A 13,210-nucleotide genomic window follows, 5' to 3' on the forward strand; every position below is an offset into this window, starting at 1 on the left:
TCAGACCATATCCTGAGGGCGGACGAGCCGGTCAAAGGTTTCGGCATCGACAAGGTCGAGCTCGAGACCGGCTTCCTTCAAGGTTTGCCCATTGGCCAGCGCATGCTTGGCGATCTTCGCCGCGTTGTCGTAGCCGATCTCGGGTGCCAATGCGGTCACGAGCATGAGCGAGCGGTCGACCAGCTCGGCGATGCGATCCTTGTTCGCCTCGATCCCTTCGACGCAGCGGCTGGCAAAGCTGTCCATGCCGATGGCGAGCAGCTCGATCGAACGCAGGACATTGGATCCGATCAGCGGCATGAAAGTGTTGAGTTCGAACTGACCCTGCATGCCGCCGACGGTCACCGCCTGATGGTTTCCGATGACCTGCGCGGCCACCATGGTCAGCATTTCCACCTGTGTTGGGTTGACCTTGCCCGGCATGATCGAGCTTCCCGGCTCATTCGCCGGCAGCGACAGTTCGCCCAGGCCCGATCTCGGCCCGGATGCCAAAAGCCGGATATCATTGGCAATCTTGTTGAGTGCGACGGCTAGCGTGTTGAGAGTGCCGGAAAACGACACGAGCCCGTCTTTCGCGGCCAGCTGTTCGAAAGTGTTTTCGGCGGGTCGGAAGGCTTCGCCCGTGATGGCGTTGATTTGCTCCACCATTTCCGCGCTCCACCGCTCGGGTGCATTCAGCCCTGTTCCGACCGCAGTGCCCCCGATAGCCAGTGCCGCGAGATCGCGGCTAAGCGAGTCCTCGATCCGCTTGCGGCAGCTGTCAATCTGAGCGGCATAGCCTGAAAATTCCTGGCCGAGTGTCAGCGGCGTTGCATCTTGCGTATGGGTGCGGCCGATCTTCACGAGCTTCTCAAAGCATTGTGATTTGGCTGCCAGCGCTTGATGGAGTTTTTCCAGCGACGGCAGCAGAGTTTCCCGTGCAGCCATGAGGGCGGCGATGTGCAGCGCGGTCGGAAAACTGTCGTTCGAGCTTTGCGACTTGTTGACGTGATCGTTGGGATGGACCGGCTCCTTACCGCCCCGCGTCTGGTTTAGAGCTTCGTTGGCAATACCGGCGATCACTTCATTGATGTTCATGTTCGTTTGCGTGCCACTTCCAGTCTGGAAAATGGTCAGGGGAAACTGGTCGTCATGCTCACCTCGGCGGATTGCTTCAGCCGCATCCTCGATCGCATGTGCCAGTTTGGTGTCCAGCCCGTGCCTGCGATTGACGCGGGCGGCCGCCTGTTTGACGGTCGCTTGGGCATGCACGATCTGAAGCGGCATGCGCTGGTGCGGAGGGAAGGGGAAGTTCTCCAGGCTGCGCTGCGTCTGCGCACCCCAATAGGCATCCGCAGGCACTTCGATGGGCCCGAGGGAATCGGTTTCGGTTCTCATGTCGCTCATGGTCGGCCTCGCTAGGATGCTGTCGGTTGACCTTCAAGCTAGTGACTAGAGCGAGGCCTTGCCACCTGTATGGGGGTGTTCGGAGGTTCGCTCTTTTCAGATCGGTTGAAGCGATCTATTCTCAAGGCATGCCGTGGCAGCATGCACCGGAAGGGCAAAGGCCCGCCATTACCGCCGATCCCTGCGGGTCGCATTGGTGACCTCTCGTTCTGTCTCCAAGGCGGTGCCACTGTTGGTGCTTCTCGCCCCCTTTTTCGCCATACTATCCGCTCGATTTGCGACACATAGCGACCTTGCCGCGCGCTATCCGCGCACTGCGGCGCTCTTGTTTGTCTGGATTGCCGCCGACGCTCTGGCGCTTGCGCTGTTAGCCAAGGCGCCGACTAAAAATCCCGATCTGCGCGCGCTATTGGGAGCGATTGCGCTTGGCTGCGTCATCGCCACCGTTTCGGCAGCTATGCCTGTCAGATCGGCCTTGCTCGATATGAAGGCTTTGCTTGTCGCCATGGGGCTCACGATCATCGCCTATGTGAGTTGGAGCCTGCATCTCGCCGTCCAAGCCTTTCGCCGCACACGCTCAATGCAAGCCGCGGCATGCGTTGTCCTGCCGGAAAAACTGGTGCGCTTCGCCGTGTATGAAGGCGCAATGATGCGACTGGCGCTGTTCAGTTGGAAGGCGCAACCTCATGTGCCTCCCAACGCGCAGGCATTCGCTTATCACAAAGTCATCAACCCGCTGGCCGCCACTTTTCTGGTGCTGCAATTGATCGAGATCGTGGTGGTGGACCTTCTCGTCAGCCATTGGAGCGAAACCGCCGCGCTATTGCTGCTCGGCCTGGGCGTCTGGGGTGCGCTCTTCATTATCGCGATGATGAAAGCCTTTCGGCTCTATCCAGTGCTGCTCGAGGCCGAAGGCCTGCGTGTGCGCGGCGGGAGCTTTGTGGACTTTACTGTGCCTCTGAACGCCATTGCTGCTATCGAGCCATCAATCAGTGATGCGAAAACGCGGCAGGCGACTGTCCTGAACGCGGCCATCCTCTCTCCTCCCAACGTCGTTCTGCGCCTTTCATGGCCGCTGGAATATCGCCCGCTCTTCGGCAAGGCGCGCATGGTCGAAAGAGTGGCTTTCAGGCTCGACAATCCAGCCAGCCTCTTGCTCCAGCTGGAAAAGCATATTTGAAAGCGACGCCCGCGCTTTTTCGTTGCATTGCAACTCTGTTTGCCCACATCGTGATCCGACCATGTTGCGCCAGTACGAACTCGTAGAGCGGGTCCTCGATTACGACCCCGATGCCGACGAGGCGATGCTCAATCGCGCCTATGTCTATACCGTTCAGAAACACGGCACACAGACACGCGCATCGGGCGATCCCTATTTTAGTCACCCGGTCGAAGTGGCCGGATTGATGACGGATCTCAAACTCGATCAGGAAACCATCGTCACCGCGCTGTTGCACGATACGGTGGAGGACACACTCGCCACAATCGACGATATCGAGACCAATTTCGGGGGCGAGGTCGCGCGTCTGGTCGACGGGGTGACAAAGCTTTCGAAGATCGAGCAGATGCCCGAGAACGAACGGGCAGCGGAGAACCTGCGCAAGTTCCTACTCGCCATGAGCGAGGATATCCGCGTTCTGCTGGTGAAGCTGGGCGATCGGCTGCACAATATGCGCACGCTCCATTTCATCAAGAAACCGGAAAAGCGCCGCCGCATCGCACGTGAGACGATGGATATCTACGCCCCTCTCGCAGAGCGGGTGGGCATGTACGAATACATGCGGGAAATGCAGTTGCTCGCGTTCGAGCAGATCGAGCCCGAAGCCTATGCCACTATAACCAACCGCCTGAAGCAGATCCGCGAGGAGGATGGCGGACAGGTCGATGCCATCGCTCTCGACATGAAGCACGCGCTGGCAGAAGCCGGTATGCAAGTCGAAGTGTCGGGGCGAGAAAAGCATCCCTATTCGATCTGGCGGAAGATGGCGGAACGCCACGTGTCTTTCGACCAGGTCACCGACATCATGGCTTTCCGCGTCATCTGCGATGATGTGGCGGATTGCTACCGAGCGCTAGGCGTTCTGCACACGACGTGGCAATTTCTACCTGGCAAGTTCAAGGACTATATCTCGACGCCGAAGACGAATGGCTATCGCAGCCTTCATACTTCGCTGATCTATGGGAAATCGATGCGCGTCGAGGTGCAGATTCGCACGCGTGAAATGCACCGGACCAACGAATTCGGGCTCGCGGCTCATTGGGCCTACAAGCAGGGGGATCGGCCGGATGGTGCGGTTGGCTGGCTGCGCGACCTTATCGAGATTATCGACACCAGTCAGGATGCCGAAGAACTTCTCGAGCACACACGCATGGCGATTTACCAGGATCGCATTTTCGCCTTCACTCCCAAGGGGGCACTATTCCAGCTGCCCAAGGGATCGACGGCGGTCGATTTCGCTTTCGCCGTCCACACTGATCTCGGCGCGCAAACGGTGGGGGCGAAGATCAACGGGCGCCACATGCCGCTGCGCACGCAGCTCAACAATGGCGATGTGGTCGAAATTCTGAAGGGCAAGAATGCCGAGCCGCAGATGAGCTGGCTGGGCTTCGTGGTGACTGGCAAGGCGCGCGCCGCCATCCGACGTGCTGTCCGTCAGAAGGAACGCGATGAAGTCGCCGATATCGGTCAGAAGCTCTACGACGAGATCACCACCCGCTTGCCCGGCAAGGTGGGCAAGAAAGCGCTACGCGAAGCGCTGAAGCGGCTGGAAATGAACGATGCTGAAGACCTTTATTACGCCATCGGTTCGGCCAAGATCAAAGATCGCGAGGTGATGGAAGCGCTGATCCCTGGTTCGACCGATGGGATGGCCGAGGAAGATGACGAATGGCTGCGCAATGGTAAGTCGCTTTCCATACGCGGCCTGACTCCGGGTGTCGGCTATACCTTGGCGGATTGCTGCCATCCGGTTCCGGGTGACCGGATCGTGGGACTGCGCAAGGAAGACGAGGCGGTCGAGGTCCATGCGATCGACTGTCACCGACTTGCCACCGGAATCGATAACGACTGGCTCGACCTCAGCTGGGGGCGGCGTTCGCGGGGGGCCGTCGGGCGTTTGCGCGTGACGCTTTACGACCGGCCCGGCACGCTGGCCGAGATGGCGGGCATCTTCGCCAAGAACGTGGTCAACGTGACCAGCCTGGACCAGACGCAGCTCGATCACCCGTTCACGACTTACGAGGTCGATCTGGAAGTGCAGGATCTGGCGCATCTCAGCCGTATCCTCAGCGCGCTGCGGGCAAGCGACGCCGTCGCGCAGGCGGAGCGGGCGTGAGGCAAAATCAATGAGCCTGATTACCGGCATCGACCACGTCCAACTGGCCATGCCACATGGCGGAGAATGGAATGCGCGCGAATTCTGGACTGGCCCGATGGGCCTAAGCGAGGTACCTAAGCCTTCACATCTGGCGATAAATGGCGGCTGCTGGTTCGAAGGGGAAGGCGTGGCCATTCACTGCGGCGTGGAAGACGCCTTCCTGCCCGCACGCCGTGCGCATCCCGCTTTACTGGTCGAAAACCTCGGCGCACTGGTTGCCAAGTTGCAAGCTGCAGGCGTAGCTTTCAAACCCGGCAAACCGCTGGAAGGCTATCGCCGGGGCGACATTGTCGATCCGTTTGGCAATCGCATCGAATTGATGGAAAAGTTCTGAACTTTTATCTGGGGCCAAAAGCGGCTGCAGCCTACTCCAGCGCTGGCACATGATAACCTAATCCGAACGCCATCTCACGCCGTGCATGGAGGCAATGCACCATCAGTGGATGGGCTTGCGGACCAGTTCGGCGGTGTGTCCGGGAATCGTCAGAAAGAGCCGGTCGCCTTTAACCTGGATGGTAGGAGTGCTTTGCGGCCATAGGCGGAACAGCCGTTCATTTGGCTGCTTGATGCACAGGGCCAGCGTGCATATGCGCTGACCCTCATCGCTCCAACCGCAGGCATTGCAGCCGTCGTTCCAGCCGCGGATCCGGCCCCAGCGAAGGCTCACGGCATAGTTCGCCTCTCGCACATCGATTCCGTCTATGCTGACGAAATGCCAGGAACCGTCTTCTTCCGGTGCCGCGATGAGGTGCCAAACGGTTTCGCCATGAGGTATGAACATTCCGCCGACAGCCAGCACCAGTGCCACGGCAAGACCTGCCAGTGTCACCCGAGCCAGGCCCTTGTGATGCTGGCCAACGGTTGGCTTCCTAATCATCGCGCCTCGACTCGTCGCAATTCGCCGCGATGAAGCTCGTCGTGCAGCATCAAGCGGGAGCCTTTCAAGGTCATGGTGGCGGTCGCCCGGGTCAGCTGCAAATACGCTTCATCCGTTGGCTGTGACGCGCACTCCTGCAAATCGATGGTGATGATGCGCTCGCCATTGTCGAGCACATTGCCGTCGCTTGTGCCCCAATTGTTGCAGCCGTCATATCCGGCGATCACCTCGCCCCAATGAATGCGGACACTGTATCCATCGGCACGGACATAGCGGTCGTCGATCATGGTGAATTGCCAGGTGCCATCTTCTTGCGGGGCTGCGAGGGCGTGCCAGAGGCTTTCATGGGGCAGGAAAAGGCTCGATAGGACGGTTGCTGCTCCTACTCCGAGCCCGCCGGCCACCAACCAGGCTAGCGCGAGATGATGCTGGCCGCGGCGCTTCACAGCAAATCCAGCTCAAGTGCGATCCTGTCGCCCTCGGACAGGTCCTCTGCTCGCATGACTTTTTTCGAGACGAGAAGTACCCATTCGGTCTTGCCCTGCTGGGGAAAGACGGAGGTCTTCCATGCGGTTTCACCAACCTGCGCCATAACCTTTACCGATCCGAAACCGCGCCGGGCGCCAAACTCCAGTCGGTGGAGCCGTTCGTGCATCTCGATGGCTTCAGCCGCCGAACCGGCCAGCGTAATGAGATGGTAGGTTCCGCGACTTCCCTGCCATTTCCGCAGTGTGGCATTGGTGGCCAATGGGTCTGGCACGATTTTAGCGAGCGGTGCGCCGCACAGGTACAGGGATGTTGCAGATATCCGCGCCGCCCGCGGCAGTGATAAAGAATGGGTCCCGGCGATTGGCGCGGGCGTCAGCATACTCGGCGAATTTTTCGCCTTCCGTCGAAAGATACTCGAACGATGGGCGCTCTCCGGCGCGCAGGTCACTTGCGATGCGGACCGACATGATGGGCGTTCGCTTGCTGCTCTCTTTCGCCGTATAAAACCCCAATGCGCCTGACCCGCGTGGCAGGGAGGAGAGGTGCTCCATCCCCTCGACGATCCGTCCGACAAGCGCGATATTACGATCTAGATGGCGCGGCGCATGACCGATCACTGTATAAAGCTCAGCCCCGGTGCCGGTATCGGGAGACATCCCGCGACCAACGCCAACCATGCCGTAACAGTGAACAGGCCAGTCCTTTTTTCCGTCTGACGCAATTGGCCAGCCTTTGTATAACTCGGTCCATGCGGCATAGGCATCGCCCCTCGTCCTACCATAACCTTCGGGCGGCATATCCCCTATCCGAATGCTCGTGACTGGGGACGTATAGTCTTCCTCGTCAATCGTCCGCAGCCCCTCTGGCAGCGGCTTTGCCTCCCCTTCCGCTTCCGGGTTGTCGTAATTGGGGTCGCCCCACTGGACGACGTAATTGTCTTGTACGCGGTTGATGGTGATGTCGTCGTACCAGCCCGCGCGGGCCAGGGTGCGGATGTTCTTGACCCAGCCTTGGCTGAAAGGTTCGGGAATGAGTTGGATCATTACCTCGCGCGGCTGGCCGTGGGAATCTGGTGCCAGCGTCATTATCACCAGATCTTCTGCCGCGATTTTCACCCATTCATCTTGAGAGGCTCGATCCACTATTTCGCCGGGACTTGGCGCGGTTTGATTCTGGGCAAAAACCGGAGTGGTGAGGGCGAGCGTTGCAGCGAGCGAGATTAGGTGCTTGTTCATCGCGGGTCAGCTTGCCACCAAGTGTGCAAAAGAAAAGCCCCTTCCCGCGCGTTTTGGTGGGCGGAAAGGGGCATTGTACGGCGTTCGAAGGAAATGTCATTCCGCGCAACACCGTGACTCGGGGGTATAGCAGCAACTATTGCCTGCTTACTTGGGTTCCCACGGCTCGTCGCATTCTTGGCAGATGCAAATGTGGCTATGGAAGCAGTTGCGCCGCTCGTCATTGCCCGCTAGAGGCGCGCGTTCCGGGATGCGGAGCAGTGGCCGAGTGGTCGAAGGCGCACGCCTGGAAAGTGTGTATACGGTAACCCCGTATCGAGGGTTCGAATCCCTCCTGCTCCGCCACTTACGTTTCCTCGGGCCCGCCGTTAGGCTGCGCTGACATCCGTTATCCTGCTTGGTATATTTCGATGAATGTACGGTGCGGCACATAATCCGCCACCGCGCATGAATAACGCACCGATCCATCAGTCTGATCGTCGCCTGCAGGAAAGCCGAGCCGTGGGTAAAAATCAGCCACCATGGCGTTGCGGTCAGTGGGTATATAGGTGGAGCGAATTTGCTCAATGCCTGCCGCAGCAGCGGAGTCGAACAGCGCGTTCATGACGCATTGCTCCACCCCGCGTTCGAGCACGCGGCAGGATTGCAGCCAACTGTCGATTGTCCATGAAGTATCTTCCTTGCGCACGATAACTACGCCGATCATGCCGTGCCGGGCAAACTTGTCCTCCAACCCAACCTGCCAGCCTATCACGTCAGGGTTTTCTTCAAATTCACGCACTTCCTCCTCGCCATAGCGGCGCGTGGTGAGGTTGAATTGGTTGGATTTGTTGATCAGCTGCGTAATCCGGCTACGCCCGGCGCCGTCGAAGGGGGCGATGGACATGCGCATGGAGAGCGAGGTCAGGTAATCTTCGTAATTACCGATCCGCGCACGGATTTCGGCGGCGGCCGCACGGCCGCCATAGCTTTCCGCCCGTGCGATATCTTCCTGATTGAGCGGGAGGTGATCGAACAATCCTGAATGCGAGATTCGCTGGATGAAGAAAGAGGGATCGTCGCCCACCTCGATTGTCGAGACTAGCGGAAGTTCTTGCCGCACCCTTTCACGTTCGGCGGAATTGTCGTCCACGAATGCGAGCGATTCGAGGCCGAGGCTCAGCGTTTCGGCGATGGTCTTGATGTTCGTCGCCTTGTCGCTCCAATTCGCCTGGAACACGGCAATATGGTTTTCTTTGATGACCATCTCGGAATGGGCGCGAAAGGGTTCGCGCGCTATATCGTCGGCGTTCTTGGAACAGACCGCCAACACGACGCCCCGGTTGCGCAGGCTTAGGACGAAGTTCTGAAACGCCACAAAGGCTTCCCCTTCAGGAGAATTCTGACCGAGCCTTATTCCAGCAAGCCCATCGTCGCCGATGACGCCGCCCCACAGCGTGTTATCGAGATCGAGCACGAGGCCGCGCGCAGCCTTGCCCTTCATCGCGGCCAGCAGTGCCGCGATATTGTCTGCGGCCAGTGGGCATGCATCAACACTGAAAAGTGTTTTCGCCGCGTGATAGCGGACCGGATCGAGCCATTCGTCAAGACCCACTCGGTCGGCGAGGGCCGCCTGATCCCACAGCAGCCACTTTCCCTCGTGCGCCCCATCCGCCAGCAGGAGATTGAAGCGCTGCCTGAAGCGAGCCATCGAGCCAGGTGTTGCAAGATCGGATGACGAGATCTGGTCGGAACCCGGAAGAGTAGCGAAGATGGCCCGGCACCCAGATTTTTCTCTCGCAGCGGCTGCTAGCGTCATCACGAGCTCCGCCGCTTCGGCCAGCGCGGCTTTCTCGGCTTCGTGATCGAGGATGACACGCTGCCCGGAAATTGCGCTCTCGTCGAGTATGACCAGCAAAGCGTCGAGTGGCTGACCGAAGCAGTCGACCGGGGAATAGGCGTAGCTGGCGACACTGTCATAGGGAGCTTCGAGAGCGGAAATATCCAGACCGCGCGCCAGGCCAGCGGCGGTCAGCGGGCCTCGAAGAAAGCTCAAGGTACGGTTGCCAAGGAGGCCAAGCGTTATCGGAGCGAACCCTTGAGGCATGAGGGCCTGCTTTTTTACTTTTTGTGCAAGGCGCTCCATCCGCAAATGTTCGCGCATGCCTAATCTTTGATTGGCGAGAGTTTTCAGGGAAATATAGTCCGGTTCCTGCCCGGAGCTTACAAGCGCTTCGACGGCGGCCAATCGATCAGCCCAGTTTTCGGCAAGCGGAGGCCGCCAGAGGAAACGCTCTTTTATCATGCCTTCTGCTTCGCCGACGCTCTGACGAGGTCGCCAAGATTCTTGAAGCTCTGCATCTCCGAAGTGCTGAAATGGACGCCGAGCTCCATCTCGATCATCACCATCAGACGAACGTGAGAGAGGCTGTCCCATTGGGCAACATCGTTGGCGGTTGTTTCCATGGTGACAGGGCCTTCGTACTCATCGAAAATGTCCCTGATTATCTCGGCAACCTGGTCGAGAATGGCTTGGTAATCCGACATATTGCTTATCCTTCCGGCTTGCAGGCAGCGCAAACGCTTGGTCTAGAACGTGGAGTCTGCATTCACTCGGCCGAGTTGGCTGTTGGTGGTGCGATAATTTTCGACTGCCGAACGAACGGCCTGCTCGTGTTCCGCCAAATTTTGACGGGTCAATCGATTGCTGTCGGTCGACAGAGCGCTCACAAAGCGGTGGAGGATGGCAGGATCGTAGACATGGCCGACCTCACGAAAATTTGCGAGGTCGCCGGCAATGACGGGATCGTCGTCGAAGGCGAAAATTCTGACATTCGAAAGATCGGCCGCAGCATTTACCAAGCAACGGCGCGCGACCAGCTGCTCGTCGAGCAGGGTCGGGCTGATGTCGTTCTGGCGGACATAATAGAAGGCATAGGATGCAATAGGTACGAGTATGTCGACCCGCACGCCTCGCTTGGCGAAGGATCGCAGTCGCGGGATTAGCTGATCATTGATGGCATGGAAGCTGTCGCAATTCCGCCCGCTGAGAGCACCGACCCGGCCACGGCCGCGCTCTATCACGCGTGTGATTTCTGCCATTTGCGACGGCTGCTGAAAGCCATCGTACATGGTATCGATATAAGACTTGTAAGTCGTATCGTCCGGGTTGCTGTAGGTCTGGTTGCCCGCCAAGACATCGAACGTCCTCCGGATAGTTGGCAAATTGACCATACGGAGATCGTTGGTCAGATCGTCGTCGTAAAGAAAGGCGGGGAAGCCACGGTTGGTGACTTCCGGATCCTGTATATAGGTCCAGTCGAAGGTCAGGATGAGATGCCGCAGGTTTGGGTTGTCGGCGAGCTGGCCGAGCACAAGGTCCCGGTCGCGGGGACGGGGGCCGCCGTAGCTGAGATTCATGACCCGCGCATCTTGCCCCAGTACGCTCTGCATATAAGCAGGGGAGTACATGGCAGTCACCGAACTCCCGACGAGGAAAGTGTTGTAGGACTGATCCTTGGCGGCCACGTCGATCCAGTCGATGACAAGATCCCTTGGCGTATCGCCGGCCTCGATGCGCGGATCGGCGCCCCAGCTGTAGACATTTTGCGGATCCACCGCGATGACGAGGGCCGCCAGAGACAGGTAGACGGCAGTAATCAGCGATGCGGCGAACAGCATTGGGCGCGCTGCCCGCCAACGCGTGGCGGAAATTGATCTTTGTCCGGTAGCCGCCGATTGCGCGGTGACGAAATGTGATGAACGGATCGGTTTCGTCATTTCGTCAGAACCCCTGGTAGAGGAATGGCGGCTGGCGGGAGACGTAATAGAGCGAGGCGAGGACTAGGACCGAGATATAGCTCGCCTGTACCCAGCCCGGCCGCCACAGTCCGCGCATCATTGCTAGGCCGTAGCTCTTGTTCTCGTAAGTCATGATGGCGGGACGATAGCGTCGCATCAGCTCGACGCTGTTAGGACAGAAATAGATTATCGAAAACGCGATCATCAGCATCATGACTGGTTCGCGCATATTGAAGAGTGAACGCGCGTCGAACGATGTTCCGAACATCTGCGAGAACAGGTGGAAGCCGCCGCTAACGCTTTCGGAGCGGAACATGGCGAGGCTCAGCAATAGCGGCAGGAAGAACCCCGCCCGCTCTAGGAAACCGAGGATGACCGGGGAGGCCTTCGCCTTTACCGACTTATACCATTTGGATGCCCGGACTTCGGTCTCCAAAGCATACCAGAGGCCATGCATCAGGCCGAAGACGCAGAAGGTCCAAAGTGCCCCGTGCCACAGGCCGATGATCTGGAAATTGATCAGCATCGGGAACCACAGGCTGAGAAGATGCGCTGGCACCGGAGCAAGCCGGTTGAACATGGCGTAGCGAGTCCCGGCTACTGACAGGGGCGTGTAAAGAAAACGCGCAATGACCCGGGTCAGTGTCATGTGCCAGCGGCGATAGTAATCGATGATGCCATTGGCTTTGAAGGGGGAGAAGAAATTGATCGGCAATTTCAGGCCGAACATCCGAGCCAAGCCCAAAGCCATGTCCGAATATCCCGAAAAATCGAAATAGAGCTGCGCCATGTAGGCCAGTGCGCCGATCCATGCCTGCATCGGATGGATTTCCGCACCGACTTGAGCGGCTCCGAAAATGATGTCCACCGTGGGAGCCAGATTGTCTGCAATCACGACCTTTTTAAACATGCCGATCGAGATGAAGGTCAGCCCAACGGCAAGGTCGATCGGGTCCAGGCGGAGAAAGCGCTTGGACTGGGTCTGCGGATTGAACTCGCTTAGGTAGGTGATAGGCCCGATGATCAGCTGCGGAAAAAAGCTTACAAAAGCGCCGTAGCGGCAGAAGGCTGCACCGACCGACCGCAGCGATCCCAATTGACCAAGAAATTGAGCCACGTTCTTGTCCCGCGAATAAGCATCCGCAAGGAAGGCCGCGCCCTGAAATGTGTAGAATGAAATGCCCGCTGGGATGGCAATGCCTGCGATATCCACCATGATGCCGGCACTCGGACCGAATAGCAGGCTGGCGATCTTATATTTGAAATAGCACAGCGTGATGATGTTGTAGGCCTGGCCAGCGAGATAGATGCGCCGACGGCTCTTTTTGCTTTCGTCGAGGAAGGTTACCGCGAGTGCCACGACGAAATTTACGACGAGCGCAGCGACCAGCAGGATCGCGGAAAACAGACCGTATGGTATGTAAAACGCGATGGAGGCGACGAATAGTACAGCGAGCGCGGCATTTCTGCCGAGAAAATTCGCGACCGTATAAAACGCGAGCAGAGCAATGGGGAGAAACACGAATAGGAAGAGCGGGTCAGTAAATATCACATGTCACCCCCTCGATTGACGGTTGCCGATACTCGTCTTGGTCTCGTCTGCGCGAGCCGGTGCGAATGTCCCCGAGTTGCCAAATTTGGTGCGGCGGAAAAATTGGGCATCGGTATAAGCCGACTGCCGTAATGAGATTTCCGATCCCATTGGGGTTAGTGCTGTCGGGCATTGGCTTCGGACTGACTGATCTGTCCTACCACTCCGGCCTCTGGGGAAAGTGTCCCTTCATTGGGCGATTGCATCACGCAGTCGCGTCGCCGAGTGGGACCCATCGGTCCGCAGAAAGTCCACATTTTCGCGCTTTGAATGATGCTTCAAGGCAGTTCGTTCGGCGCATCGGGCAACGGCCGGGATTACGGTGCCCATCAGGATAATTGACGCGGTCGGGTTCAAGCGGGAAAGTCTTAGACCGCCGCGGCCCGCGCTGGGTCGCCGTTGCGCTACAAGTCAGGCTCGATCGCGCCGAGTGAAAGGGCGCGATCGGCTTTGTCCGGTGTTGAGTTAATCAGGG

General features: G+C 58.5%; 12 protein-coding genes and 1 tRNA gene. 4 read left to right on the top strand and 9 right to left on the bottom strand.

Translation table 11 applies throughout. The features are described from left to right. Positions 1-1,386, bottom strand: coding sequence for a class II fumarate hydratase (fumC, locus tag ACI2I1_RS15260; protein ID WP_404679805.1), 1,386 nt, complete (start codon positions 1,384-1,386; stop codon positions 1-3). A gap of 232 nt (positions 1,387-1,618) precedes the next feature. Here fumC and ACI2I1_RS15265 point away from each other — a divergent pair, with 232 nt between their 5' ends. The 3 genes from ACI2I1_RS15265 to ACI2I1_RS15275 all read left to right on the top strand — a co-directional run bounded on the left by ACI2I1_RS15265 (position 1,619) and on the right by ACI2I1_RS15275 (position 5,097). Beyond that, complete coding sequence (locus ACI2I1_RS15265; RefSeq protein ID WP_404679806.1) at positions 1,619-2,566, top strand: hypothetical protein; 948 nt, start codon at positions 1,619-1,621, stop codon at positions 2,564-2,566. A 61-nt stretch (positions 2,567-2,627) separates the two neighbouring features. Then, positions 2,628-4,721, top strand: a complete 2,094-nt coding sequence (locus tag ACI2I1_RS15270) for a RelA/SpoT family protein (RefSeq protein WP_404679807.1) — start codon at positions 2,628-2,630, stop codon at positions 4,719-4,721. A 10-nt stretch (positions 4,722-4,731) separates the two neighbouring features. After that, complete coding sequence (locus ACI2I1_RS15275) at positions 4,732-5,097, top strand: VOC family protein (RefSeq protein WP_404679808.1); 366 nt, start codon at positions 4,732-4,734, stop codon at positions 5,095-5,097. 102 nt (positions 5,098-5,199) lie between these two features. Here the strand turns inward: ACI2I1_RS15275 and ACI2I1_RS15280 are convergent, their stop codons facing one another. The 4 genes from ACI2I1_RS15280 to ACI2I1_RS15295 are packed head-to-tail and all read right to left on the bottom strand — an operon-like array spanning position 5,200 to position 7,364. Then, complete coding sequence (locus ACI2I1_RS15280) at positions 5,200-5,640, bottom strand: hypothetical protein (protein ID WP_404679809.1); 441 nt, start codon at positions 5,638-5,640, stop codon at positions 5,200-5,202. Continuing rightward, complete coding sequence (locus ACI2I1_RS15285; RefSeq protein ID WP_404679810.1) at positions 5,637-6,086, bottom strand: hypothetical protein; 450 nt, start codon at positions 6,084-6,086, stop codon at positions 5,637-5,639. The genes ACI2I1_RS15280 and ACI2I1_RS15285 overlap by 4 nt, the downstream gene beginning before the upstream one ends. After that, complete coding sequence (locus tag ACI2I1_RS15290; protein ID WP_404679811.1) at positions 6,083-6,400, bottom strand: DUF1905 domain-containing protein; 318 nt, start codon at positions 6,398-6,400, stop codon at positions 6,083-6,085. Before ACI2I1_RS15290 ends, ACI2I1_RS15285 begins: the two co-directional genes overlap by 4 nt. A gap of 4 nt (positions 6,401-6,404) precedes the next feature. Beyond that, positions 6,405-7,364, bottom strand: a complete 960-nt coding sequence (locus ACI2I1_RS15295) for a peptidylprolyl isomerase (RefSeq protein WP_404679812.1) — start codon at positions 7,362-7,364, stop codon at positions 6,405-6,407. 254 nt (positions 7,365-7,618) lie between these two features. On the opposite strand from ACI2I1_RS15295, the gene ACI2I1_RS15300 reads away from it, so the two are divergent. Further along, positions 7,619-7,709, top strand: a tRNA-Ser gene (locus ACI2I1_RS15300). 43 nt (positions 7,710-7,752) lie between these two features. Here the strand turns inward: ACI2I1_RS15300 and ACI2I1_RS15305 are convergent. The 4 genes from ACI2I1_RS15305 to ACI2I1_RS15320 form a co-directional block, all read right to left on the bottom strand. Next, positions 7,753-9,399 (bottom strand): HAD-IIIC family phosphatase, encoded by a 1,647-nt coding sequence (locus ACI2I1_RS15305; RefSeq protein ID WP_404679813.1) that lies wholly within the window; start codon positions 9,397-9,399, stop codon positions 7,753-7,755. Between the two features lie 245 nt (positions 9,400-9,644). Beyond that, the gene (locus tag ACI2I1_RS15310; RefSeq protein WP_224813229.1) at positions 9,645-9,890 is read right to left on the bottom strand and encodes an acyl carrier protein; all 246 of its coding nucleotides are present in this window, start codon (positions 9,888-9,890) and stop codon (positions 9,645-9,647) included. A 42-nt stretch (positions 9,891-9,932) separates the two neighbouring features. Further along, positions 9,933-11,123, bottom strand: coding sequence for a hypothetical protein (locus ACI2I1_RS15315; protein ID WP_404679814.1), 1,191 nt, complete (start codon positions 11,121-11,123; stop codon positions 9,933-9,935). Positions 11,124-11,127: 4 nt separating this feature from the next. Further along, a complete protein-coding gene (locus ACI2I1_RS15320; RefSeq protein ID WP_404679815.1) occupies positions 11,128-12,696 on the bottom strand; it encodes an MBOAT family O-acyltransferase in 1,569 nt (522 codons plus the stop codon). Positions 12,697-13,210 lie beyond the last annotated feature (514 nt).

This window comes from Qipengyuania sp. NPDC077563 (genome assembly GCF_044901345.1).
Taxonomy (GTDB): Bacteria; Pseudomonadota; Alphaproteobacteria; order Sphingomonadales; family Sphingomonadaceae; genus Qipengyuania; species Qipengyuania aestuarii.

Excerpts from the sequence above, each read along its gene's own strand:
- ACI2I1_RS15275 (WP_404679808.1), top strand. The coding sequence starts at position 4,732 with ATGAGCCTGATTACCGGCATCGACCACGTCCAACTGGCCATGCCACAT.
- ACI2I1_RS15280 (WP_404679809.1), bottom strand. The coding sequence starts at position 5,640 with ATGATTAGGAAGCCAACCGTTGGCCAGCATCACAAGGGCCTGGCTCGG.
- ACI2I1_RS15315 (WP_404679814.1), bottom strand. The coding sequence starts at position 11,123 with ATGACGAAACCGATCCGTTCATCACATTTCGTCACCGCGCAATCGGCG.
- fumC (WP_404679805.1), bottom strand. The coding sequence starts at position 1,386 with ATGAGCGACATGAGAACCGAAACCGATTCCCTCGGGCCCATCGAAGTG.
- ACI2I1_RS15295 (WP_404679812.1), bottom strand. The coding sequence starts at position 7,364 with ATGAACAAGCACCTAATCTCGCTCGCTGCAACGCTCGCCCTCACCACT.
- ACI2I1_RS15310 (WP_224813229.1), bottom strand. The coding sequence starts at position 9,890 with ATGTCGGATTACCAAGCCATTCTCGACCAGGTTGCCGAGATAATCAGG.
- ACI2I1_RS15270 (WP_404679807.1), top strand. The coding sequence starts at position 2,628 with ATGTTGCGCCAGTACGAACTCGTAGAGCGGGTCCTCGATTACGACCCC.